Below are 23,838 nucleotides of genomic sequence, written 5' to 3' on the forward strand. Positions count from 1 at the left end.
CAGCGTGTCAGTTCAGAAGTCCACCGAGACGACCGAGAGCACGAGCGACGTCACCGTAGTCATCATCGGCAGCGGTCCGACGGGCGCGACCTACGCCCACCAGATCCACGAGGCGCACCCCTCGGCCGGCGTGCTGCTGGTCGAGGCAGGCCCCGTCCTGACGGATCCGCCGGGCATGCACATGACCGCCATTGCCGACATCGAGGAGCGGGAGCGCGCCCGGGTCGCCGCACAAGGGCCGTTCCAGCGGCCGTACGGCATCGCCACGGCGTCGGCCATCGCGCACAACCAGTCCCGGGAAGAGCGGGGGCGTGCCCTTGTCACCCGGCCGGGTATGTTCCCCGTCGGGTCGGGTGACACGTCCGGCGACGGGCTGCCCGCGGCACAACAGTCCTGCAACGTGGGAGGCATGGGGGCGCTGTGGTTCGGGGCCTCCCCCCGGCCGGGCGACGCCGAGCGTGTCGACTGCGTGGACCGGGACGAGCTCGACGAGGCGTACGCGGTCGCCGAGCGGCTGCTCCGGGTGTCCGCCACCCAGTTCTCCGACTCGGCCTTCGCCACCCATCTCGAACGGGTCCTGGGCGAGGAGCTCGACGAGGGCAGGTCGCCGGACCGGAGGGTGCGGGCCATGCCCATGGCCGCCGTCCGTACCGGGAACCAAGTACGGCGCAGCGGCACGGACGTGATCCTGCGGGAGCTGCCGACGGGACCCGCCGCGGGCGTCGAACTGCGCGCGGACACGCTGTGCGAGAAGGTGCTCGTGGAGGACGGGCGGGCCGTCGGAGTGCGGCTGCGCGACCGGGCCACGGGAGCCGTCAGCGTGGTGCGCGCCGACTACGTCGTCGTGGCGGCCGACCCGCTGCGCACCCCGCAGCTGCTCTTCGCCTCCGGTGTACGCCCCCAGGCCCTCGGCCGCTACCTCAACGAGCACCCGCAGGTCTCGGTCATCGCCGAGGTCCACGGGCTCGGCGGCCCCGAGGAGGGGGAGGGCGGGGAAGAGGTTCCGAGCGGGGTGACCTGGATCCCGTACGAGGGCGAGAGATATCCGTTCCACTGCATGCTGACCCGGATCGACCCCGCCACGGTCGCGGACACCGCAGACAGTGGCCGGGCGGGCAGACCGCTGGTCTCGGTACACCTGTTCACCTCACAGCAGCCGCGAGCCGACAACCGCCTGGAGTTCAGCGACACCGAGCGGGACTGGATCGGCATGCCCGCGATGACGATCCACCACACCCTCGACGACGGGGACCGCGCGATGCTCGCCGAGGCCGAGACCGAGGCGCTGCGCCTGAGCAAAGTCCTCGGCCGCCCCGCCGACGGCGAGGCGCCCTGGATCCTCCCGTCGGGCAGCTCCCTGCACTACCAGGGGACCGTGCGCATGGGCGCCGTCGACAACGGCACCAGTGTCTGCGACCCCCGCAGCCGGGTGTGGGGGGTCGACAACCTGTACGTCGCGGGAAACGGCGTCATACCGATGCGGACGGCCTGCAACCCCACCCTCACCAGCGTCGCGCTTTCCGTCCTGGGAGCGCGTGACATCGTGCGCCGGATCCGGCGCGGCGCGGCCGACGCGGCACCGGGGGCACGGGTGCCGGACGAAGGGAAGCACGCGTGATCCACACACAGCTGGGCCGCACCGGGCTGCGCGTCAGCAGGCTGGCCCTCGGCACCGTCAACTTCGGCGGCCGGGTGGAGGAGCCGGAGGCGCACCGCCTCATGGACCATGCCCTGGAGCGGGGCATCAACCTCGTGGACACCGCCAACACCTACGGGTGGCGGGTCCACAAGGGCCACACGGAGGAGGTCATCGGCCGTTGGCTCGGGAAGAGCCCCGCCCGACGTGACCAGGTCGTGCTGGCCACCAAGGTGGGCGACCCGATGGGCGAAGGACCGAACGACCACGGTCTGTCGGCCCGCAACATCGTCGCGGCCTGCGAGGCGTCCCTCAGGCGTCTGGGCACGGACTGGATCGACCTGTACCAGATGCACCACATCGACCGATCCGTGGCCTGGGAGGAGATCTGGCAGGCGATGGACCTCCTGGTCACCCAGGGCAAGGTGCGCTACGTCGGCTCGTCCAACTTCGCGGGCTGGGACATCGCCTCCGCTCAGGCGGCCGCACAGCGCAGGAACACCCTGGGCCTGGTCTCGGAGCAGTGTGTGTACAACCTCGTCACCCGGTATCCGGAGCTCGAGGTCATGCCTGCGGCCCAGGCACACGGACTCGGTCTGCTGGTCTGGTCACCGCTGCACGGCGGCCTGCTCGGCGGTGTCCTCCGCAAGAAGCGGACCAACTCCGCCGTCAAGTCGGCGCAAGGCCGTGCGGTGGCGGCCCTGGACGAACACCACGACACCATCGAGGCCTACGAGAAACTCTGCGCCGATCACGGCTTGGACCCGGCGGTGGTCGGCATGGCCTGGACGCTGTCCCGCCCCGGCGTGACGGCCGCGGTGATCGGGCCTCGTACGGAGCAGCACATCGACGGCGCGTTCGAAGCGCTGGAGTGCGCCCTGCCCGAGCCCCTGCTGGCCCGGCTCGACGAACTTTTCCCGCCGATCGGTCGTGGTGGCCCGGCCCCCGACTGCTGGCTCTCCTGAACCGAACTGCCCTGACCTGCCCTGACCTGCACTGACCTTGCCCTGCACTTGCCCTGAACTTGCACTGAGAGGAAACGTCCCATGGCTGAGAACAGCTACACCGATCCGCGGATCGTCCCGCACGAGTCGGCGCAGGACCGCGAGGCGCGCGAGCGGCTGACCAAGCTGCTCGTCGACTCACCGATCCCGCCGGAGTACCTGATCGACAACCTGTCGGTCTACATGCGAAGGCACCAGCTGGCCGACCTGCTGTCCATGGACGCGCTCTACCGAATGCTGCCCGAAGTCCCGGGCACCATCATGGAGTTCGGCGTCCTGCACGGCCGTCACCTGGCCACGATGACGGCGTTGCGCAGTATCTACGAGCCCTACAACTCGCTGCGCCGCATCGTCGGCTTCGATACCTTCACCGGCTTCCCCGAGGACATCAAGGACGTCGACAAGGTCAGCACCAGCGCCGTCCCGGGACGTTTCGCGACGCCCGACGGTGAGGTCGACCACCTGCGCGAAGTCCTGGCCGCCCACGAGGCCACCGAGCCCCTCGGGCACATCCAGCGCTCCTTCGTCGTCCAGGGCGACGTACGCGAGACCGTGCCGCGGTACCTGGAGGAGAACCCGGAGACGGTCATCGCCATGGCCTACTTCGACCTCGACCTGTACCAGCCGACGAAGGAGCTCCTAGAGGCGATCAAGCCGCACCTGACCAAGGGCAGCATTCTCGCCTTCGACGAGCTGGCCCACCCCAAGTGGCCCGGCGAGACCACCGCTCTGCGGGAGGTCTTCGGCCTGGACCTCGGCCCCCTGCGCCAGCTCCCCGGCCGCGAGCCGCCGGTCATTTACATGAAGTGGGGCGAGTGACGGGAAGCAGGCAGGCGCGACAGGGCACGTCCCTCTGTCGCGCCATCGTCTGCCGAGGCCGTCACCGGGAAGCTTGAGACCGGCCCTGGGCTGCCTTGGTGCGGGGCCACTGCCGGAGCACCGAGTGCACCGCCGCGACGGTCCTGCGCCAGGACGCGTCGATGCCGCGCGGATGCCCGAACCCGCCGACCGCCTCGATGTTGATGAAGCCGTGGAACGTACTGCGCATGAAGCGCACCGCGTCGGTCAGATCGGGCTCTTCCAGGTCGTAGGCGCGCAGCACCGCGTACGTCAGCTCGATGTTGAGGATGAACCCCTTCGCGTCGGCGATCTGATCCAGATCCAGCCGCATCTGTGTCGCCGCGTATCGGCCCGGGTAGCGAAGGGCGAAGTCACGGTAGGCGTCGGCGAAGGCCGCCAGTGCGTCCTCGGCCGAGCGGCCGGCGATGGCGGCGGCGAGTTCGGCGCCCATTTCCTCGGCCGCCAGCAGAGCCACCCGCGTGCGTACGTCCTGAATGTTCTTGACGTGCGAGTACAGGCTGGCATCTTTGACGCCGAAGCTGCGGGCGAGGGCCGAGAGGGTGACCGCTTCGAAGCCGACCTCGTCAGCCAGAGCGGCAGCGGCCTGGATGATCCTGTCGACGGTCAGGCCCGCGCGCGTCTTCATCCGTCTCCTAATGTGTGTAGCTTGCTTCCTTGGACAATAAGGCATGCCTCGCGAAGCGTTAGCCACCCGTCCACCATTGTGATGCCGGTCACCCATGCCTTCTTCCCTGGGCTGCGGGTTGTCCACAGGCTCTGACGCCGGTCGGCGCCCGGCGGTACCTTCATGCCAGGTGGGGCCCGTGCGGGGCCGCCTGCGACGGTCTGGACGGTGGGGGTGGTCATGGCGGGGATCAACGGTGCGCGGCTGCCGTACGTGAAGGGGTTCGCGGAGTGGGCCTCGCAGGAGTCGGCGGATCCGGGGACTTCGGGAGTTTCGCCGAAGCGCGAGGGCAAGGCGCTGCGTGCGCGCGTCAGCCGCGCCTCGCACGAGTGGTTCGCCGAGGATGAAGGACGACCCGATCCGGTCGAGGCCGTGGAGGAGTCCAACCACAGCAGGCTCCCCGAGCTCACGCCGATCCGGATGGGCAGGATGGCCGCTTCGCCCTTCGCCTTCCTGCGCGGTGCCGCCGGTCTGATGGCGTACGACCTCGCGCGGACCCCTGTGACGGGGATAGGCGCCCAGATATGCGGTGACGCGCACGCGGGGAACTTCGGCCTGTACGCGGACGCGCGGGGCGGCCTGATCATCGATCTGAACGACTTCGACGAGACGGGGCACGGGCCCTGGGAGTGGGACGTGAAGCGGCTAGCCGCATCCCTCGTGCTCGCGGGGCGCGAGGCGGGGGCGAGCGAGGACGTCTGCGAAGAAGCGGCGTTCGCGGCGGTGGGGGCCTACCGCCGCACGATGCGGCTGCTCGCGAAGCTTCCGGCGCTCGACGCCTGGAACGCCATCGCGGACGAGGAGTTGGTCTCGCACACGGATGCGCGGGATCTGCTCGGCACCCTGGAGAGCGTCTCCGAGAAGGCCCGGCAGAACACGAGCGCCCGGTTCGCCGCCAAGTCGACCGAGCGCGTCGAGGGCGAGGACGGCCGTGCGGGGCGGCGGCTCTTCGTCGACGCACCGCCGGTCCTGCGGCGGATACCGGACGCGGAGGTGGCCGAGGTCGCCTCCGCGCTCGGGGAGTATGTGGGCACGCTGTCCGAGGACCGGCTGCCGCTGCTCGCGCGGTACGCGATCCAGGACGTGGCCTTCCGCGTCGTGGGCACGGGCAGCGTGGGTCTGCGGTCGTATGTCGTGCTGCTGCTCGACCACCGGGGCGAGCCGCTGGTGCTCCAGGTCAAGGAGGCGCGGCCCTCCGTACTGCTCCCGCATCTGCCCACGGCGGGCTTCGCGGTGCCGGAGGTCGCGCATGAGGGGCACCGGGTGGTGCTCGGGCAGAAGCGGATGCAGGTGGTCAGCGACTTCCTGCTGGGATGGACGACGGTGGCCGGGCGGGCCTTCCAGGTACGGCAGTTCAGGAACCGCAAGGGCAGCGTGGACCCGGCCGCGCTCGCCGCCGACCAGATCGACGACTACGGCCGGATGACCGGCGCTCTGCTGGCCCGCGCGCACGCGCACAGCGCCGATCCGCGGCTCATCGCGGGGTACGTCGGGAAGAACGACGAGCTGGACACGGCGGTGGCGGCGTTCGCGGTGACGTACGCGAACCGGACGGAGGCGGACCACGGGGAGCTGGTGCGTGCGGTCAAGGAGGGGCGGGTGGCTGCGGAGGCTGGGGTGTGAGGAGCTGGGTGGCCGCGGGGAGCGGCGGCGGGTAGGCGGGGTGTGAGGCGTGGGGGTGGACCGGGGACTGAACGGGGTGGGGCGGGCGCTGGATGCCGTACGGCCGGGGCCGTGTCGGCGTGGCCTACGCTGGACGGGTGACGACCCCGGAAGCCGAGCCGACGCAGCCCCAGACGCCTGATCCCGACCCCGTGACCGCTGGTCGCGAAGCCCCTGACGGGGTGACGGGGCAGGGCGGCGCCGCGCGGCCCGAAGACCGTCTTGAGAAGGCGGTCCGGGTGGCCGAGCAGGCGCTGATCGAGTACGAGATCGCCGTGGAGACGTTCCGGGTCGAGGTGGAGAACTTCTCCCGGCTCCATCACCAGAAGCTCGGCCCGATGTACGCGCGCCTCGACGAGCTGGACGCGGAGATCGCCGAGGCCCTCGCGGCCCGGAGCGGTGACCCGGAGGACCGGCGCAAGGCGGACGAGGCGCGGGCGCGGGTCATGCCGATGCCGGGCGTCGAGGAGCTCTTCCACGGCTGGATGGACGGCGAGGGCCTCTATCCGGAAGCCGCCGCGATGCTGACCGATCAGTCGGTGCGGCCGCCGCAGCGGGTGCGGCCGAGCGACGAGGCCCGCAAGCTCTACCGCGAGCTCGTCCGCAAGTCCCACCCCGACCTGGCCCAGGACGAGCAGGAGCGCGGCCGGCGCGACGAGTTCATCACGCGGGTGAACGCCGCCTATGCCCGTGGGGACGAGGTTTTGCTGCGGGAGCTGTCCGAGGAGTGGGCCGCCGGTCCCGTGGCCGAGCAGCAGTGGCCGAACAAGAGCGAAGAGCTCTACGCACGCCTCGAGTGGCTCTCCCAGCGCAAGGAGCTGCTCACCGTGATCGCCCGGGAGCTGGAAGAGGGTGCGATCGGCGCGATGCTGCGGATGGCGCCGGACGATCCGGACCAGTTGCTGGAGGAGATCGCCGAGCAGCTGCTCGCGCAGGTCACCGAGCGCGAGGCCGAGCTTGCGCGGCTGATCTCCTAGGCTGATTTCCTAGTTGGCCTCTTGGCTGGTCTCCCGGGCCGTCGGGTAGCGTCAGGGCATGGCTTTCGGATCTCACGTGCCCACGGTCGGCGTCGGCGACCTCACTGGCGGCGACTTTCTCCTGGACGTCCGTGAGGACGAGGAGTGGCAGGCGGGGCACGCCGAGGGGGCGCTGCACATCCCGATGAGCGAGTTCGTCTCCCGCTACGGCGAATTGACCGAGGCCGCCCCGCAGGACGGCAAGGTCAATGTCATCTGCCGGGTCGGTGGACGCTCGGCGCAGGTCGCCATGTACCTCGTCCAGCAGGGTATCGACGCGGTGAACGTCGACGGCGGCATGCAGAGCTGGCAGGCCGCGGGTCGCCCCGTCGTCGACGACAAGGGCCAGCCGGGCACCGTGATCTAGTTCGGCTGCTGCCTGGTTCTGGGGCTGCCTCAGCCGAGCGGGTGGGCGGCGAGCAGGTCGCCCAGTGCCTCCTCGTGCGCCGCTGCCGGGCCGAGGGACAGCTCCAGCTGCTTGGCCCACGCGTGGTAGCGGTGCAGGGGATAGTCGGTGTCGGAACCGAAGCCGCCGTGCAGGTGCTGCGCCGTCTGCACGACCCTGCGTACGCCGTCCGACGCCCAGATCTTGGCGACGGCCACGTCCCCCGTGGCGGGCAGGGCGCCGCTCGCGCCCGAGCTGATGCGCCAGGCGGCCTGCCAGAGGGTGACCTCCATCGCGCGCAGGTCGATGTAACGGTCGGCCGCCTGCACTGCCACGGCCTGGAAGGTGGCGACGGGGAAGCCGAACTGCTCGCGCTTGCTGGTGTATTCGCTGGTCATGCTCAGTACTCCCTCGCCGAGGCCGAGCGCGAGGGCGCAGGTCCCGGTGGCGAGCAGATCGCGCAGCCAGTCCCAGGCCCCGTCGGCCTCGATGACGTCGGCGCCGCCGATCCGCACGGAATCCAGGCTGAGCTCGCCGAGGCGCTCACCGCTCGTGGACACCTGCTCGGCGAGGGCGAGGCCTTCGTGCACGCGGGGGATCAGGGCGAGAACGGCTCGGCCGGCTGAGGTGTGGGCGGGCACCACGATGAAGTCGGCGTTCTGTGCCCAGGGCACGGCTGTCTGTGTGCCGTCGAGCAGCCAGCTCTCGCCGTCCTGCCGCGCGGTGACTGACAGTTCGGCGGGGTCGTGTCCGCTGCGGCCGTTCGCCGCGACGGTCAGGACGAGCTCTCCGCGGGCGGCCCCGGGCAGAATCCGCTGCTTCAATTCCTCGCCGCCGTACATCTGCACGGCATACGCGGCCGCGCTGCTCTCCAGGAGCGGAACCCGGGCGAGCCTCTTCGCCGACTCACGCAGGACCAGGCAGAGGGCGATGGCGTCCAGGCCCGCGCCGCCGTGTTCGGGGTCGAGGAGCAGGCTCAGCAGGTCGGATCCGGCGAGCTTGGCCCACAGCGCGCGGTCGAAGTCCTCGGCGACGGCGCCCGGCACGAGGGCGGGGCTCGGTACTCCGTCGGGTGCGACGGACGCGAAGAGCGCCTTCGCCACCTCGACGGCCGCCTGCTGTTCCTCGGTGAAGGTGAAGTCCACTGCTTGTCCTCCCGTGCACCGGCCCGACGGCTCTGTCTCTGCTACGCCCGTCGTTTCTGACGGGTCGTCAAGATAGAACAGGTTCTATGGGAAGGGAACAGTGAGGGGCGCAGTGACGGGAGTAGTGACGGGAGCTGCGCAGATCTCAGCGGTCGAAGTCCAACTCCACCGTGTCCGTGGCCGGATGAGACTGGCACGCGAGCACATACCCCGCTTCTGTCTCCTCCGGCTCCAGCGCGAAGTTGCGGGTCATCCGCACCTCGCCCGAGACCCGGAAGGCCCGGCAGGTCCCGCACACCCCGCCCTTGCAGGCATACGGAGCGTCCGCGCGGTTGCGCAGCACGGTGTCCAGCAAGGACTCCCCCTCCTGGACCGGCCAGGTGCCGGAGCGCCCGTCGAGCGTCACCGTCACGGTGCTGTGCGCGGGGGCGGCCGTCGTGGCTGCGGTCGCTTGTGAGGTGAGCGACGGTGAGGTGAGGCCGTCGTCCACGTGGAATATCTCCTCGTGGATGAGCTGACGCGTCACGCCCAGGCGGCGCAGTGTCTTCTCCGCGCCCTGCACCAGACCGAACGGACCGCACAGGAACCAGCCGGACACCTCCTCGACGGGCAGGAGCGCGGGCAGCAGCCTGCCGAGTCTCTCCTCGTCGAGCCGCCCGGAGTCGAGCCCCGACTGCTGCTCTTCCCGGGAGAGCACCGTGACCAGCTGGAACCGGTCCGGCCAGCGGTCCTTGAGGTCGGCGACCTCTTCCAGGAACATCGTCGACGCGGCCGTGCGGTCGCTCCGGATGAGGCAGAACGTGGCGCTCGGTTCGCGCTCAAGGAGCGTCGTGACGATGGAGAGCACCGGAGTGATCCCACTTCCGCCGACCACCGCCGCATAGCGCCCGGGCGCCGGCTCCAGCGTGAAGCGCCCGCCCGGGGTCATCACCTCCAGCTCATCGCCGACGGCGACTTCCTTCAGGGCGTACGTCGAGAAGGCGCCGCCTTCGACGAAGCGCACCCCGACCCGCAGGGTCCGCGGCTCCGACGGGCGTTCGGGATGGGGCGCGGGGGCGCAGATCGAGTACGTGCGACGGATCTCGGTGCCGTCGACGAAGCGGCGGACGGCCAGGTGCTGGCCCGGTGCGTAGACGTACTCCTCGCGCAGGGCGGGCGGCACATCGAAGGTCAGCGTCACGGAGTCGTCGGTGAGCTGCTCGACCGCCGCTACCCGGAGCTGGTGGAAGCGTGCCATCACAACTCCTTGAAGTGGTCGAACGGTTCACGGCAGGCAACGCACCGACGCAGGGCCTTGCAGGCCGTCGACGAGAAGCGGCTGAGCAGTTCGGTGTCGGTCGATCCGCAGTGCGGGCAGCGGACCGAGAGGGTGAGCGGTATCGGTTCGCCGGTGCTGTGCGGGCGGGGCGGCGCGATGCCGAACTCCGCCAGTTTGCGGCGGCCCTCGGCGCTGATGTCGTCCGTCGACCAGGCGGGGGAGAGCACGGTGTGCACGGAGACCTCTGCCATGCCGCGCTCGCGCAGCACCTGCTCGATGTCGGCGGTCATGGCTTCTATGGCCGGGCACCCGGTGTAGGTGGGGGTCAGCTCGACGTCGACCTTGCCGATGCCGCGGACGCGAACGCCGCGCAGGACCCCGAGCTCGGCGAGCGTGATGACCGGCAGCTCCGGGTCGGGTACGGAGCCCGCGAGGGCCAGGAGCTCTTCCTCGAGCGCGGTGGTCACCATGACGCCCCCGGGTGGCTGCGGTGCAGATGCTGCATCTCGGCGAGCATCCGCCCGAAGGATTCGGTGTGCAGACCCTGGCGGCCCGCGCCCGCGGCCCAGGCCCCTTCCTGCGGACCGGTGGGCACGGTCAGGGTCGCCTTCTCGATGACGGCGGTCACCGAGGCCGTCCAGCTCTCCCGCAGCGCCGGCCAGTCGACACCTTCGGTGCCGTGCGCGCCGTCGAGACCCTCCACCGGCTGGAACATCTCCCCGGTGAACCTCCAGAGCGCGTCAAGACCGCTCTCCATCCGCTGGTGGCTCTCCGCCGTCCCGTCGCCGAGCCGCAGGGTCCACTGCTCCGCGTGATCCTGGTGATAGGCGACTTCCTTGACCGCCTTCGCCGCCAGTGGGGCGAACATGCTGTCGTTGCTCGCCAACTGGCCGTACAGCAGGGTCTGGTAGGTGGAGAAGTAGAGCTGGCGGGCGATGGTGTGGGCGAAGTCGCCGTTCGGCTGCTCGACCAGCTGGAGGTTGCGGAAGGCGCGCTCCTCGCGCAGATAGGCCAGTTCGTCCTCGTCCCCCGCCAGGGAGAGCAGGACACGTGCCTGGCCGAGCAGGTCGAGGGCGATGTTCGCGAGGGCGACCTCTTCTTCGAGGACGGGTGCGTGGCCCGCCCACTCCCCAAGGCGGTGCGAGAGCACCAGCGCGTCATCGCCCAGGGCGAGGGCGGTGGCAGTGGCCGTGGGGGTCAGTGGCGTGGTCACAGGTGCTTCACCCCGTCCGGGATGTCGTAGAAGGTCGGGTGGCGGTAGGGCTTGTCGCCCGCCGGTTCGAAAAAGGAGTCCTTCTCGTCCGGCGAGGAAGCGGTGATCTGTGTGGACGGCACGACCCAGATCGAGACGCCTTCGCTTCTGCGGGTGTACAGATCGCGGGCATTGCGCAGGGCCATCTCCGCGTCCGGTGCGTGCAGGCTGCCCGCGTGGGTGTGGGAGAGCCCGCGGCGGGAGCGCACGAACACCTCCCACAGCGGCCATTCGGTCGAGCTGCTCATGCCTTCGCCTCCCCGTGCTTCGCGGCGAACGCCGCCGCTGCCTCGCGCACCCATGCGCCTTCTTCGTGCGCGCTCCTGCGCTGGGTGATCCGCTGGTCGTTACAGGGGCCGTTGCCCTTGAGGACCGCCCAGAACTCCGTCCAGTCGATCGGGCCGAAGTCGTGCTGCCCCCGCTCCTCGTTCCACACGAGGTCCGGGTCGGGGAGAGTGAGTCCGAGCGACTCGGCCTGGGGGACGCAGATGTCCACGAAGCGCTGGCGCAGCTCGTCGTTCGAGTGGCGCTTGATCTTCCAGGTCATCGACTGCTCCGAGTGCGACGACTCGTCGTCGGGCGGGCCGAACATCATCAGGGAAGGCCACCACCAGCGGTCCACCGCGTCCTGCGCCATCGCGTGCTGGGCCTCGGTGCCTCGGCTGAGGGCGAGCAGCGATTCATACCCCTGGCGCTGGTGGAACGACTCCTCCTTGCAGACGCGGACCATCGCGCGGGCATAGGGCCCGTACGAACAGCGGCACAGCGGGACCTGGTTCGTGATCGCGGCGCCGTCCACCAGCCAGCCGATCGCGCCGACGTCCGCCCAGGTCAGCGTCGGGTAATTGAAGATCGACGAGTACTTCTGGCGGCCCGAGTGCAGCTTGTCGAGCAGCTCGTCGCGGCTGGTGCCGAGGGTCTCGGCCGCGCTGTACAGATACAGGCCGTGACCGGCCTCGTCCTGCACCTTGGCCATCAGGATCGCCTTGCGACGCAGGGACGGGGCGCGCGTGATCCAGTTGGCCTCCGGCTGCATGCCGATGATCTCGGAGTGGGCGTGCTGCGCTATCTGCCTGACCAGCGAGGCGCGATAGGCGTCGGGCATCCAGTCGCGCGGCTCGATGCGCTCGTCGGCCGCGACCGCGGCGTCGAACGCTGATGTGTGCGCCGCTGTGCGTGCGGCGTCGGCCGCTGCCTGGTCCGGCTCGGACCGGGCCGTCTGGTGCTCGGCTGCTGTCGCCATCGCGGTCCCCCTCGACCTTTAGCCCACCTACCGACCGACCGATCGTTCGGTTCGTGGAATTCAATGGTGCGGCTCAGCGCCATAAGGTGTCAACCCTGTGGATAACTTCACGGACGCTGTGCCTGGCGCGCAGGCATGAGTACCGTTCCGGTGCGAAGCGGGCGGTAGAGAGCCGTGTGACGGGCGGGCCGACGGGCGAACACCGTGCGGGATCGGGAATCGGGGCGGAATGGACGCGAACGACAACAACGCGAGCGAGCCGCCGCTCCCGTCCGCCGACGCGAATGAGCCGCCGCTCCCGCCCACCGACACGAACGGGCCGCCGCTCCCGCCCACCGACACGAACGGGCCCATCGAGGCACACGAGCCGCCGCTCCCCTCCACCGGCGCCGTATCCCCGCCCCGCACCGGCATCGCCGCCCTCTCCCCGCGCTATCAGGTCGCGGGTGCGCTCGCGATGGCGCTCATTGCCGCCACGGCCTGCGTCCACGTCGGGATGCTCTTCCTCCACGTCGCCCCCGCGAACACCATGACCAAGCAGCACGGGCAGGTCGTCGACGACTGGATCTACCCCGAGTTCGAGCAGAACTGGAAGCTCTTCGCGCCCAACCCGATGCAGCAGAACATCGCGGTGCAGGCCCGCGCCGAGGTGCGTACGGACGGGGGAGACACCCGGACCACCGGCTGGTACGACCTCTCGGCGCGCGACGGCGCCGCCATCGACGGCAATCTGCTGCCAAGCCACACGCAGCAGAACGAACTGCGAAGGGCCTGGGACTTCTACGTGGGCGCGCACGACGCGCAGAATCGTCCCCGCGGCCTGCGCGGGGAGCTCTCGGAGCGCTACATCCGCCGCATCGTGGTGATGCGCGTCGAGCGTGAGGAGCCGATGGGCCCCGGTGCCACCATCGAGCGCGTCCAGGTCCGCTCCAAGACCACGAACGTGCCCGCCCCCGGGTGGAGCGATGAGAAGGTCAACACCAAACCGGTGCTCCGCCAGCTGTCGTGGTGGTCCGTGACGCCCGACGACATGCCCCTGGGCAAGGCTCAGGAGTCCGAGGGGGACGCCCGATGAACCGCTTCGGCTCCCAGCTCGGGCACGGCATCGAACGGATCACCGCGGCCGCTCTCGGCCCCCGTCAGACCGCTGTGATCCGCATCGGGTTCGCCGCCACCTGGCTGCTCTTCCTGCTGCGCGAACTCCCCAACCGCCACGAGCTCTACGGGCCCGACAGCCCGTGGAACTGGGACATGGCCCAGCAGCTCATCGCCGAGAACGACGCCTTCACGGCCCTGATGTGGTCCGACGGGCGCATCTGGTTCGAGACCGTCTACGTGCTCGCCATCTTGAGCAGCGCCCTGCTGATGCTCGGCTGGCGCACCCGCACGATGTCCGTGATCTTCATGATCGGCGTGCTCTCGCTGCAGAACCGCTCCATCTTCATGGGCGACGGCGGCGACAACGTCATCCACCTCATGGCGACCTATCTGGTGTTCACGCGCTGCGGCCAGGTCTGGTCGCTCGACGCCCGGCGCGCCGCACGCGCGCGTACGGCGTCGGTCGAGAAGAAGACACCGGTCGAGCAAGGGAAGACACCGGTCGAGCAGGGAAAGACAGCCGAGCCCGTCGACAGGGTCGGTCCCGTGCTGTGGTGGGTCCTTGGGCTCGGCCTCTCCGTGGTGACGTTCATGGGGCAACTCAGCGGGGGCTGGCTCCTGTTCTTCTGGGGGCTGTGGCTCGCGCACGGCCTGTGGTGGGCCGTCGGACGGCGCGCGCCCGACGGCGAGGCGCGCAAGCTGCTCGATGTCGTCGTCAAGCTCGCGCACAACGCCGCACTGCTTGTGATCATGGTCGAGGCGTGTCTGATCTACGCGACGGCCGGCTGGTACAAGATCCAGGGCAGCCGATGGCAGGACGGCACGGCCATCTACTACCCGCTGCGTCTGGACTACTTCTCCCCCTGGCCCGCGCTCTCCGACCTGCTCGCCTCGCACGGCCTCATGGTGATGCTGGTGACGTACGGGACGGTCGCCGTGCAGGTCGCCTTCCCCTTCACCCTCTTCAACAGGAGGGTCAAGAACGTCCTGCTTGCCGCCATGATCTGCGAGCACGCGGTCATCGCGGTCGTCCTCGGTCTGCCGTTCTTCTCGCTCGCGATGATCGCGGCTGACGCGGTGTTCCTGCCGACGTCGTTCCTGCGGCGCGTCGGCGGATGGACGACGCGCGCGCGGGTAGCGCTGCTCTCACGGTTTTCGCTGTTCTCGCGCGGCGGTACGGTGCCGCCGCAGCGCGGCGCGGACGAGGAACCGGCCCAGGAATCCACCGAGCACGCGCGCGTAGGCTTCCCTTCATGAACGGGACGTACGCGGGATGAGCGGGACGCACCAGGGTGATCCGGACGATGCCGTGCGTGATCCGGACGGTGCCGTGCGCGCCTGGAGAGGGATCGCGGACACTTCCGTGCTCCTCGACGGCTTCCATGCCATCAAGCACGCGCTGCGCTTCGGAGCGGTGATTCCCTCGGCGTTGACCAGCGACAGGTCCGCTGTCCTCGCCCTCGCCGACGAGCTCGCGCCGGATGTGAAGGACGCCCTCGACGCCCTCCTCGTCCAGGTCCCGGACGGAACCCTGCGCGCCCTTGTGCCGCGTCTGCATCCCACGGGGGTGGCCGCTCTCGCGGTACGCCCTTCCCGGACGGCCAACCTCGATGCGCTGGCCCGCATGCCCAGGATCGCGCCGGTCGTCGTCCTCGACGACCCCCGCAATCTGGGCAATGCCGGGGCCGTGATCCGGCTCGCGGCGGGGTTCGGGGCGACGGGCGTTGTCACGACCGGCACGATCGACCCCTGGCATCCCACGGTCGTACGCGGGGGCGCGGGCCTGCATTTCGCCACCGCCGTCGAGCGGGTGGACGTCTCCGAGCTGCCGCCGGGGCCGGTGTTCGCGCTCGACGCGGAGGGCGAGGACATCCGTGGCCTGAAGCTGCCGGACGACGCCGTGCTGGCCTTCGGGTCCGAGCGCAGCGGCCTGTCAGGGCAACTGCGGGAGCGCACCGACCACTTGGTGTCGCTGCCGATGCGGCCCCAGGTCTCCAGCTACAACCTGGCCACCAGCGTCGGGATGACGCTCTTCCACTGGTCGGCGAGCGGGCCGACGGGCAGGCCTCCGGGCGCGGAGGCCTGAACCCGCCGCCAGGGCGCCCTTCGCGTCAGGCGTCCCTGCGCACCTCCACCACGCGGAAGCGGTTGGCCACGAAGGCTCCGTCGCACAGGGCGGCGTTCGCCGCCGGGTTGCCGCCCGAGCCGTGGAAGTCCGAGAACGCCGCCGTCTGGTTCACATAGACGCCGCCCGTGAGGTTCAAGGAGAGCTGGGCGCACTCCTCGAGGCAGGTCTCCTCCACGGCGCCGGACACCTCGTCCGAGGTCGTGTACGCGCCGACCGTCATCGCGCCCTTGTCGCGCACCGTGCGGCGCAGCAACTCCACGGCGTCCGCGGAGGAGTCGACCGCGACGGCGAAGGAGACGGGGCCGAAGCACTCGTTCAGATAGACCGCCTCGGCGTCCGGTTTCGCGCCGTCCAGCTTGACGATGACCGGGGTGCGGACCACGGCGTCCGGGAACTCGGGGTTGCTGATCTCCCGTGAGGGGAGAGCCACTTCGCCGAGTCCGGCCGCAGCCTCGAGGCGGGCCTTCACGTCCGGGTTCACCAGGGCGCCGAGGATGCCGTTCGCCCGGGCGTCGTCGCCGAGCAGGCCGTTCACCGACGCGGCGAGGTCGGACACCACGTCGTCGTACGACTTCGCCCCGGCGTCCGTCGCGATGCCGTCCCGGGGGATCAGGAGGTTCTGCGGGGTCGTGCACATCTGGCCGCTGTACAGCGACAGGGAGAAGGCCAGGTTGGACAGCATCCCCTTGTAGTTGTCGGTCGAGTCGACGACGACCGTGTTCACGCCGGCCTTTTCCGTGTAGACCTGCGCCTGGCGGGCGTTGGCCTCCAGCCAGTCACCGAAGGCCGTCGAGCCCGTGTAGTCGATGATCTTGATCTCGGGGCGGACGGCGAGGTTCTTGGCGATGCCCTCACCGGGGCGCTCGGCGGCCAGGCACACCAGGTTCGGGTCGAAGCCCGCCTCGGCGAGGACCTCGCGCGCGATGCGCACCGTCAGCGCGAGCGGAAGCACCGCGCGCGGGTGGGGCTTGACCAGGACGGGGTTTCCGGTGGCCAGTGAGGCGAACAGGCCCGGGTAGCCGTTCCACGTCGGGAACGTGTTGCAGCCGATCAGGAGCGCGATGCCGCGCCCCACGGGCGTGAAGCGCTTGTCCAGCGCGATCGGGTCGCGCTTGCCCTGGGGCTTGGACCACTCGGCGGCGTCAGGGGTGCGTGCCTGCTCGGCGTACGCATACGTCACCGCTTCGAGGCCGCGGTCCTGGGCGTGCGGACCGCCCGCCTGGAAGGCCATCATGAAGGCCTGGCCGCTGGTGTGCATGACCGCGTGGGCCATCTCGTGCGTGCGGGCGCTGATGCGCGACAGGATCTCCAGACAGACCATCGCGCGCACTTCCGCGCCCGCCTCGCGCCAGGCACGCATTCCGGCGCGCATCGCGGGCAGCAGCGTGTCGATGTCCGGGTGGGGGTATGTGATGCCCAACTCGGTTCCGTACGGAGAGACTTCCGCGCCTGTCCAGTCGTCCGTGCCCGGCTGGTCGAGATCGAAGCGGCTGCCCAGGAGGGCGTCGAAGGCGGTTTTGCCCTCGGGCAGGCTCAGGCTGCCGTTCTCTCCGTAGGCCTTGGGGTGCTCGGGGTGCGGCGACCAGTACGCGCGTGTGCGGATCGTCTCAAGGGCCTGGTCGAGCGTGGGCCGGTGCGTGGCGATCAGCTGGTGCGCGGTGAGTTCGGCGGCCATATCGGACCAACTCCTCGTCGAGCCGGCTCTTCGTCGAGCCGGCGAGCTGGGCAGGGCAGTGGGCAGGAACAGACGGACAGAGCTAGAGTAACCGAACGATCGGTCGGGACAAGGGGGTCCGCCGAACCTGTGGACAACTTCTCGCCGGGCACCCCCGCACCCTCCGGCGGACATCTCGTGCGGGAGGATCGCGAGCATGACAGCACTCGAGCTCAGCAGCCCCGTTGCCGTGGTCGGCACCGGCACCATGGGCCAGGGCATCGCCCAGGTCGCCCTGCTGGCCGGTCACCCCGTGCGGCTGTACGACGCCGTTGAGGGCCAGGCGAAGACCGCGGCCGCCGCGATCGGCGCACGCCTGGACCGGCTCGTCGAGAAGGGCAGGCTCACGGCCGACGACCGGTCCGCCGCGGGAGGCCGGATCATGCCGGTCGGCAGCCTCGCCGATCTTGCCGGGTGCGGACTCGTCATCGAGGCGATCCTGGAACAACTGCCTGTCAAACAGAGCCTCTTCGAGGATCTTGAAAAGATCGTCGGCGAGAACTGTCTCCTCGCCACCAACACCTCTTCCCTCTCGGTCACCGCCATCGCGGGCACGCTCGAGAAGCCCGGTCGCTTCGTCGGACTGCACTTCTTCAACCCCGCGCCGCTCCTCCCCCTGGTCGAGGTGGTCAGCGGCTTCGCGACCGACGAAACGGCCGCCACGCGCGCGTACGAGACGGCGCGGGCCTGGGGCAAGACGCCGGTGCGCAGCGCGGACACCCCCGGCTTCATCGTCAACCGGATCGCCCGCCCCTTCTACGCCGAGGCGCTGCGACTCTACGAGGAGCGGGCCACCGACCCGGCCACCATCGACGCCGTCCTGCGCGAATCCGGCGGCTTCAAGATGGGCCCCTTCGAACTCACCGATCTCATCGGCCAGGACGTGAACGAAGCCGTCACCCGCTCCGTGTGGGAGTCCTTCTACCAGGACCCCAAGTTCACGCCGTCACTCGCCCAGCGCCGCCTCGTCGAATCACGCCGCCTGGGCCGTAAGTCGGGTCAGGGCTGGTACGCGTACGGGGACGACGCATCGCGCGCCGAGCCCCACACGGCGGCGCCCGCACCGGCCCCGGCGTCCGTCGCGGTGCACGGAGACCAGTTCCAGGCGCAGGACCTTGTCGGGCTGTTCGACGAAGCCGGTATCGACGTCGTGCACAAGGAGCCCTACGACCCCGACCGCCCCGGCTGGCTCGAACTGCCCAGCGGCGTAAGGATGTATCTGGCCGACGGTTGCGCAGGGGGCGACGCCGAGACGGCGGTGATCCAGTTCGATCTCGCGCTGGACTACCGTTCCGCGACCAGGATCGCCCTGTCCCCCTCCGTGGCGGTGAGCGAGGACCAGCTCCACGAGGCCGTGGGCCTCTTCCAGGCACTGGGCAAGCAGGTCAGTGTCATCGCCGATGCCCCGGGGATGATCGTGGCCCGTACCGTCGCCATGCTCGTCGACTTCGCCCAGGACGCCGTCGCGCGCGGTGTCGCCAGCAGAGAGGACATCGACACGGCGATGCGCCTGGGCGTCAACTACCCACGTGGACCGCTCGAATGGGGCGAGGCGCTCAACGCGCACTGGGCCATCGACATCCTGGAATGCCTGCACCAGGAGTACCCCACCGGCCGCTACGCGCCGTCCCAGGGACTGCGCAGCGCGGCAGCGCGAGAGGACCTCTACGCATGACCACCACCAGGCGCGACACGTACACCCCGGAGACCCTCCTGACGGTGGCGGTCCGGGTCTTCAACGAGCGCGGTTACGACGGCACGTCCATGGAGCACCTCTCCAAGGCCGCCGGCATCTCCAAGTCCTCGATCTACCACCACGTGTCCGGCAAGGAGGAGTTGCTGCGCCGTGCGGTGAGCCGCGCGCTCGACGGGCTCTTCGGAATCCTCGCCGAGGAGCACGCGCGCGTGGGCACCGCCGTGCAGCGCCTGGAGCACGTCACTCGCCGCACCGTCGAGGTGCTGATCGCCGAGCTGCCCTATGTGACGCTGCTCCTGCGCGTGCGGGGCAACACGGACACCGAGCGGTGGGCCATGGAGCGCCGCAGGGAGTTCGACCAGCAGGTCGCCGATCTGCTCAAGGAAGCCATCGCCGACGGCGACCTGCGCTCGGACGTCGAGCTGCGCCTCGCCACCCGGCTGCTCTTCGGCATGATCAACTCCATCGTGGAGTGGTACAAGCCGGAGGCCCGTGGCGCCTCATCGGGCGAGCAGGTCGCCGACGCCGTCGTGCAGTTGGCCTTCGCGGGGCTCCGCAGCGGCGGCTGACGGGTCAGCTCTCCGGATCCAGGTCGTCCTCCTCGAAGACCAGCAACGTACGCGTGCTGAGCACTTCGGGGATGGACTGCAGCCGGGTGAGGACCAGCTCGCGCAGCGCGCGGTTGTCCGGCGTGTGCACCAAGAGCAGCACGTCGAAGTCTCCGCTGACCAGCGCGATGTGCGAAGCGCCCGGCAGCGTGCGCAGATGCTCGCGGACCGTGCGCCAGGTGTTCTGGACGATCTTGAGCGTGATGTACGCGGACGCACCCTGGCCTGCCCGCTCGTGGTTGATCCGCGCGCCGAAGCCGCGGATCACTCCGTCGTCGATGAGCCGGTTGATGCGTGCGTACGCGTTGGCCCGTGACACATGGACGCGCTCGGCCACGGACCGTATCGACGCGCGACCGTCAGTGTGCAGGATGTGCAGGATGTCGCGATCGATCGGGTCCAGCGGGCGGGGCAGGTCCTCCTGGCGGTCGCCGGGCCGGATTTCCGGACGATCACCGTCGCGCCCGTCGGCCATTCGTTCAGATGCCATGTCCCCCCGCCTCCCTACCATGGACGTACTGCATCCATCCCAGGCTGTGGAGAACCGTTTGTCCACAGCCTGGAGGTGCCTGTAGCCAAAATGTGCCGACGACCGAACAATCGGTAGGTGAGGCGCCTCACATTGCCGCGCCTCTTTGCCGCTCCCAAGAGGAGATCGCTTCCACATGGAGGTGCCGACATGACGGTCATGGAGCAGCGGGGCGTCTACCGGCCCACCCCGCCACCCGCATGGCAGCTCAGGACCGATCCCGCGCCGCTGCTGCCCGACGCGGAGCCGTACCGCGTCCTGGGCACGGAGGCCGCCGGCAAGGCCGACGACGAGCTCCTGGGCCGCCTGTACGCACAGCTGGTGCGCGGACGGCGGTACAACACCCAGGCAACCGCCCTCACGAAGCAGGGCAGGCTCGCCGTCTACCCGTCGAGCACCGGCCAGGAGGCGTGCGAGGTGGCCGCCGCGCTCGTCCTCAAGGAGCGGGACTGGCTCTTCCCCAGTTACCGGGACACGCTCGCCGCGGTCGCCCGTGGCCTCGACCCCGTCCAGGCGCTGACCTTGCTGCGCGGCGACTGGCACACCGGGTACGACCCGCGTGAGTACCGCATAGCGCCCCTGTGCACCCCTCTGGCGACCCAGCTCCCGCACGCCGTGGGGCTCGCGCACGCCGCCCGCCTGAAGGGCGACGACGTGGTCGCGCTCGCCATGGTCGGCGACGGCGGCACCAGCGAGGGCGATTTCCACGAGGCACTGAACTTCGCGGCCGTCTGGCAGGCGCCCGTCGTCTTCCTGGTGCAGAACAACGGCTTCGCGATCTCCGTGCCGCTCGACAAGCAGACGGCGGCCCCGTCCCTTGCCCACAAGGCCGTCGGGTACGGAATGCCGGGACGCCTGGTGGACGGCAATGACGCTGCGGCGGTGCACGAGGTGCTGAGCGACGCGGTGTCCCGCGCGCGTCAGGGCGGCGGCCCCACGCTCGTCGAAGCGGTGACGTACCGCATGGAGGCCCATACGAACGCCGATGACGCCACGCGTTACCGCGGGGACGCGGAGGTCGAGGCCTGGCGCGCGCACGACCCGATCCTGCTCCTGGAGCGGGAGCTGACCGAGCGCGGCCTCCTCGACGATGACCGGACGCGGGCGGTCCGCGACGACGCCGAGGCCATGGCGGCCGACCTGCGCGAACGCATGAACCGGGACCCTGAGCTGAACCCCATGGACCTCTTCAGCCATGTGTACGCCGAGCAGACCACCCAACTGCGCGAGCAGGCGGCCCAGCTGCGGGCCGAGCTCGAGGCAGAAGACGACGCGGAGAACGCGGACGGCGAGGGGAACGCGCGATGAGCACGATCGCGGCCGAACGGGCCACCAAGAAGACAGCCAAACCGGCGACCATGGCGCAGGCGCTCGGGCGCGCGCTGCGCGACTCCCTGGCCGATGACCCGGCCGTACACGTCCTCGGAGAGGACGTCGGGGCGCTCGGCGGGGTCTTCCGGGTCACCGACGGACTCACCAAGGAGTTCGGCGAGGACCGCTGTACGGACACACCGCTCGCCGAGGCGGGCATCCTGGGGACGGCCGTCGGCATGGCGATGTACGGCCTTCGGCCCGTCGTCGAGATGCAGTTCGACGCGTTCGCCTATCCCGCCTTCGAGCAGCTCATCTCCCACGTGGCGCGGATGCGGAACCGCACACGGGGCGCGATGCCGCTGCCCATCACGGTGCGCGTGCCCTACGGCGGTGGCATCGGAGGCGTCGAGCACCACAGCGACTCCTCCGAGGCGTACTACATGGCGACTCCGGGGCTCCATGTCGTCACGCCCGCCACGGTCGCCGACGCCTATGGCCTGCTGAGGGCCTCCATCGCATCCGACGACCCGGTCGTCTTCCTGGAGCCGAAGCGCCTCTACTGGTCCAAGGCCGACTGGAACCCGGACGCACCGCAAACCGTTGAACCCATAGGCAAGGCGGTGGTGCGGCGCACCGGGCGCAGCGCCACGCTCCTGACGTACGGGCCTTCCGTGCCCGTCTGCCTGGAGGCGGCCGAGGCTGCGGTAGCCGAGGGCTGGGACCTCGAAGTGGTCGATCTGCGCTCCCTCGTGCCCTTCGACGACGAGACGGTGGCCGCTTCCGTGCGGCGGACCGGGCGCGCGGTCGTCGTGCACGAGTCGGGCGGGTTCGGCGGCCCCGGCGGGGAGATCGCCGCCCGCGTCACCGAGCGGTGCTTCCACCACCTTCAGGCGCCGGTCCTGCGCGTCGCCGGATTCGACATCCCCTATCCGCCGCCGATGCTCGAGCGGCATCACCTGCCGGGCGTGGACCGGATCCTGGACGCGGTCGCGCGTCTGCAGTGGGAGGCGGACAGCTGATGGCGCCCGGTCTGCAGGTGAACAACCTTGAATTCAAGCTGCCCGACCTCGGTGAGGGGCTCACGGAGGCGGAGATCACCCGCTGGCTCGTCCAGGTCGGCGATGTCGTCGCCGTGGACCAGCCCGTCGTCGAGGTGGAGACGGCCAAGGCGATGGTGGAGGTGCCCTGCCCGTACGGAGGGGTGGTGACGGCTCGCTTCGGTGAAGAGGGTACGGAACTTCCGGTGGGATCCACGCTGTTGACGGTCGCCGTCGGCGCTCCGGACGGGAACGCGGGCCCGGCGCCGCAGGAGCCGGCGGAGCGGGCGCTGCAAGCGGCTGCCGCCGAGGAGTCCTCCGGCAACGTCCTCGTCGGGTACGGAACGGCCGCGGCACCCGCGCGGCGCAGGCGGGTGCGGTCGGCGGGGCCCGCCACACAATCCGCCCCGAAGCCTGCCTCGCAGCCCGCCCGGCAACCCGTCCGGCAGGAGAAGCCGCCGCGGCTGCGGCAGCCTGCCGGGACGCCCGAGGCCGCCGGTTCTGGTTCGGGCACCTTCCCGCACGCGGACGGCCCGATACCGGTGATCTCGCCCCTCGTACGGAAGCTGGCGCGTGAGAACGGCGTGGAACTGCGGGAGTTGACGGGCACGGGCCCGGACGGGCTGATCATGCGGGCCGACGTGGAGACGGCCATCGTGGAGGGGCGGACGACCGCTCACGAGACGACCGCCCACGAGGCGACCGCGTACGAGGACACGCTCACGCGCCCGGCGGTGGTACCGGCGAGCGAGGAGCTCCGGGAAGCGCCGGGGACGGAGGTCCGCTATCCGCTGACCGGCATCAGGGGCCTCGTCGCGGACAAGATGTCCCGCAGCAGGCGTGAGATACCGGAAGCCACCTGCTGGGTCGATGCCGACGCGACCGAACTGCTTGCGGCGCGCGCCGCGATGAACGCGGCCGTGAAGGAGGGCGACGGGCAGAAGATCTCGCTGCTCGCGCTGTTCGCCCGCATCAGTGTGGCCGCACTGGCTCGCTATCCGATGCTCAACTCCACCGTGGACATGGAGGCGCGCGAGGTGGTCAGGCTCGCCGATGTCCACATCGGCTTCGCCGCACAGACCGACCGCGGCCTGGTCGTTCCCGTGGTCAGGAACGCGAACGCGCGGACCACCGAATCGGTCAACACCGAGCTGATCCGGCTCACCCGGGCGGCGCGGGACGGGAAGCTGACACCGGGGGAACTGACGGGCGGCACGTTCACGTTGAACAACTACGGGGTGTTCGGGGTCGACGGATCCACGCCGATCATCAATCACCCCGAGGCGGCCATGCTCGGCGTGGGCCGGATCGTGCCCAAGCCGTGGGTGCACCAAGGGGAGTTGGCTGTGCGCCACGTCGTGCAGCTCTCGCTCACCTTCGACCACCGGGTGTGCGACGGAGGTACGGCGGGCGGGTTCCTGCGGTTCGTGGCGGACTGCGTGGAGCAGCCCGCGGTGTTGCTGCGGGCGGTGTGAGGAGGCTCGGAACAGCGGTGTGAGTCCCGGCGCGGTGATGTGAGTCCCCCTACAGAGGGGTGCACCGAGGGGTGGCATTGATCCTTCGTATGCCCATACTCGGGGCATGACCG

23 protein-coding genes are annotated in these 23,838 nt (G+C 70.1%); 14 read left to right on the plus strand and 9 right to left on the minus strand.

Annotated elements, in window-relative coordinates; translation table 11 throughout:
- Positions 1–4: 4 nt before the first annotated feature.
- The 3 genes from ACFQ7F_RS12260 (at position 5) to ACFQ7F_RS12270 (ending at position 3,459) form a co-directional block, all read left to right on the plus strand.
- Positions 5–1,618 carry a GMC oxidoreductase gene (locus ACFQ7F_RS12260; RefSeq protein WP_383269581.1) on the plus strand — a complete coding sequence of 538 codons (1,614 nt, stop codon included), beginning with the start codon at positions 5–7 and terminating at the stop codon, positions 1,616–1,618.
- Positions 1,615–2,601: an aldo/keto reductase gene (locus ACFQ7F_RS12265; protein WP_383269583.1), complete on the plus strand. Its 987-nt coding sequence runs from the start codon at positions 1,615–1,617 to the stop codon at positions 2,599–2,601. The genes ACFQ7F_RS12260 and ACFQ7F_RS12265 overlap by 4 nt, the downstream gene beginning before the upstream one ends.
- 81 nt (positions 2,602–2,682) lie before the next feature.
- Complete coding sequence (locus ACFQ7F_RS12270) at positions 2,683–3,459, plus strand: class I SAM-dependent methyltransferase (protein ID WP_383269585.1); 777 nt, start codon at positions 2,683–2,685, stop codon at positions 3,457–3,459.
- A gap of 61 nt (positions 3,460–3,520) precedes the next feature.
- Here ACFQ7F_RS12270 and ACFQ7F_RS12275 read toward each other — a convergent pair whose 3' ends face one another.
- Positions 3,521–4,126, minus strand: a complete 606-nt coding sequence (locus tag ACFQ7F_RS12275) for a TetR/AcrR family transcriptional regulator (RefSeq protein WP_383269586.1) — start codon at positions 4,124–4,126, stop codon at positions 3,521–3,523.
- A 219-nt stretch (positions 4,127–4,345) separates the two neighbouring features.
- On the opposite strand from ACFQ7F_RS12275, the gene ACFQ7F_RS12280 reads away from it, so the two are divergent.
- The 3 genes from ACFQ7F_RS12280 to ACFQ7F_RS12290 all read left to right on the plus strand — a co-directional run bounded on the left by ACFQ7F_RS12280 (position 4,346) and on the right by ACFQ7F_RS12290 (position 7,210).
- The gene (locus tag ACFQ7F_RS12280) at positions 4,346–5,788 is read left to right on the plus strand and encodes a DUF2252 domain-containing protein (protein ID WP_383269588.1); all 1,443 of its coding nucleotides are present in this window, start codon (positions 4,346–4,348) and stop codon (positions 5,786–5,788) included.
- Positions 5,789–5,925: 137 nt separating this feature from the next.
- Entirely contained in the window at positions 5,926–6,804 is an 879-nt protein-coding gene (locus tag ACFQ7F_RS12285; RefSeq protein WP_383269589.1) for a hypothetical protein, read from the plus strand.
- Positions 6,805–6,862: 58 nt separating this feature from the next.
- Complete coding sequence (locus ACFQ7F_RS12290; protein ID WP_383269591.1) at positions 6,863–7,210, plus strand: rhodanese-like domain-containing protein; 348 nt, start codon at positions 6,863–6,865, stop codon at positions 7,208–7,210.
- 29 nt (positions 7,211–7,239) lie between these two features.
- On the opposite strand, the gene ACFQ7F_RS12295 is transcribed toward ACFQ7F_RS12290, so the two are convergent.
- From ACFQ7F_RS12295 to paaA, 6 genes are all read right to left on the minus strand, one after another.
- Positions 7,240–8,373, minus strand: coding sequence for an acyl-CoA dehydrogenase family protein (locus tag ACFQ7F_RS12295; protein ID WP_383269592.1), 1,134 nt, complete (start codon positions 8,371–8,373; stop codon positions 7,240–7,242).
- 145 nt (positions 8,374–8,518) lie between these two features.
- Positions 8,519–9,610: a 2Fe-2S iron-sulfur cluster-binding protein gene (locus ACFQ7F_RS12300; RefSeq protein WP_383269594.1), complete on the minus strand. Its 1,092-nt coding sequence runs from the start codon at positions 9,608–9,610 to the stop codon at positions 8,519–8,521.
- Positions 9,610–10,101: a 1,2-phenylacetyl-CoA epoxidase subunit PaaD gene (paaD, locus tag ACFQ7F_RS12305; RefSeq protein ID WP_383269595.1), complete on the minus strand. Its 492-nt coding sequence runs from the start codon at positions 10,099–10,101 to the stop codon at positions 9,610–9,612. Before paaD ends, ACFQ7F_RS12300 begins: the two co-directional genes overlap by 1 nt.
- Positions 10,095–10,844 (minus strand): 1,2-phenylacetyl-CoA epoxidase subunit PaaC, encoded by a 750-nt coding sequence (gene paaC / locus ACFQ7F_RS12310; RefSeq protein WP_383269596.1) that lies wholly within the window; start codon positions 10,842–10,844, stop codon positions 10,095–10,097. Before paaC ends, paaD begins: the two co-directional genes overlap by 7 nt.
- Positions 10,841–11,131, minus strand: coding sequence for a 1,2-phenylacetyl-CoA epoxidase subunit PaaB (paaB, locus tag ACFQ7F_RS12315; RefSeq protein ID WP_363210366.1), 291 nt, complete (start codon positions 11,129–11,131; stop codon positions 10,841–10,843). The genes paaC and paaB overlap by 4 nt, the downstream gene beginning before the upstream one ends.
- On the minus strand, positions 11,128–12,126 hold the full coding sequence (paaA, locus tag ACFQ7F_RS12320; RefSeq protein ID WP_383269598.1) for a 1,2-phenylacetyl-CoA epoxidase subunit PaaA: 999 nt from the start codon (positions 12,124–12,126) through the stop codon (positions 11,128–11,130). The genes paaB and paaA overlap by 4 nt, the downstream gene beginning before the upstream one ends.
- Before the next feature lie 229 nt (positions 12,127–12,355).
- Here paaA and ACFQ7F_RS12325 point away from each other — a divergent pair, with 229 nt between their 5' ends.
- From ACFQ7F_RS12325 to ACFQ7F_RS12335, 3 genes are read left to right on the plus strand one after another with little or no spacing between them, the layout of a single operon-like run.
- A complete protein-coding gene (locus ACFQ7F_RS12325; RefSeq protein ID WP_383269600.1) occupies positions 12,356–13,201 on the plus strand; it encodes a DUF5819 family protein in 846 nt (281 codons plus the stop codon).
- Positions 13,198–14,481 (plus strand): HTTM domain-containing protein, encoded by a 1,284-nt coding sequence (locus ACFQ7F_RS12330; protein ID WP_383269601.1) that lies wholly within the window; start codon positions 13,198–13,200, stop codon positions 14,479–14,481. Before ACFQ7F_RS12325 ends, ACFQ7F_RS12330 begins: the two co-directional genes overlap by 4 nt.
- Positions 14,482–14,497: 16 nt before the next feature.
- On the plus strand, positions 14,498–15,310 hold the full coding sequence (locus ACFQ7F_RS12335; RefSeq protein WP_383269603.1) for a TrmH family RNA methyltransferase: 813 nt from the start codon (positions 14,498–14,500) through the stop codon (positions 15,308–15,310).
- Between the two features lie 25 nt (positions 15,311–15,335).
- Here the strand turns inward: ACFQ7F_RS12335 and paaN are convergent, their stop codons facing one another.
- Entirely contained in the window at positions 15,336–17,027 is a 1,692-nt protein-coding gene (paaN, locus tag ACFQ7F_RS12340) for a phenylacetic acid degradation protein PaaN (RefSeq protein ID WP_383269605.1), read from the minus strand.
- Positions 17,028–17,223: 196 nt separating this feature from the next.
- Between paaN and ACFQ7F_RS12345 the strand changes: the two genes are divergently transcribed.
- Together ACFQ7F_RS12345 and ACFQ7F_RS12350 are read left to right on the plus strand one after the other, a co-directional pair.
- Positions 17,224–18,741, plus strand: a complete 1,518-nt coding sequence (locus ACFQ7F_RS12345) for a 3-hydroxyacyl-CoA dehydrogenase (protein WP_383269607.1) — start codon at positions 17,224–17,226, stop codon at positions 18,739–18,741.
- Positions 18,738–19,331 (plus strand): TetR/AcrR family transcriptional regulator, encoded by a 594-nt coding sequence (locus ACFQ7F_RS12350; RefSeq protein ID WP_383269609.1) that lies wholly within the window; start codon positions 18,738–18,740, stop codon positions 19,329–19,331. Before ACFQ7F_RS12345 ends, ACFQ7F_RS12350 begins: the two co-directional genes overlap by 4 nt.
- 4 nt (positions 19,332–19,335) lie before the next feature.
- On the opposite strand, the gene ACFQ7F_RS12355 is transcribed toward ACFQ7F_RS12350, so the two are convergent.
- Positions 19,336–19,845, minus strand: a complete 510-nt coding sequence (locus tag ACFQ7F_RS12355; RefSeq protein ID WP_383269628.1) for an Lrp/AsnC family transcriptional regulator — start codon at positions 19,843–19,845, stop codon at positions 19,336–19,338.
- 204 nt (positions 19,846–20,049) lie between these two features.
- Between ACFQ7F_RS12355 and pdhA the strand changes: the two genes are divergently transcribed.
- Genes pdhA through ACFQ7F_RS12370 form a run of 3 tightly spaced genes read left to right on the plus strand, consistent with a single transcriptional unit; the run spans position 20,050 to position 23,725 of the window.
- Positions 20,050–21,207, plus strand: coding sequence for a pyruvate dehydrogenase (acetyl-transferring) E1 component subunit alpha (gene pdhA / locus ACFQ7F_RS12360; protein ID WP_383269611.1), 1,158 nt, complete (start codon positions 20,050–20,052; stop codon positions 21,205–21,207).
- Positions 21,204–22,232, plus strand: a complete 1,029-nt coding sequence (locus ACFQ7F_RS12365; RefSeq protein WP_383269612.1) for an alpha-ketoacid dehydrogenase subunit beta — start codon at positions 21,204–21,206, stop codon at positions 22,230–22,232. The genes pdhA and ACFQ7F_RS12365 overlap by 4 nt, the downstream gene beginning before the upstream one ends.
- A complete protein-coding gene (locus ACFQ7F_RS12370; protein ID WP_383269614.1) occupies positions 22,232–23,725 on the plus strand; it encodes a dihydrolipoamide acetyltransferase family protein in 1,494 nt (497 codons plus the stop codon). The genes ACFQ7F_RS12365 and ACFQ7F_RS12370 overlap by 1 nt, the downstream gene beginning before the upstream one ends.
- Positions 23,726–23,838 lie beyond the last annotated feature (113 nt).

It is taken from the genome of Streptomyces sp. NPDC056486, assembly GCF_042795295.1.
Taxonomy (GTDB): Bacteria; Actinomycetota; Actinomycetes; order Streptomycetales; family Streptomycetaceae; genus Streptomyces.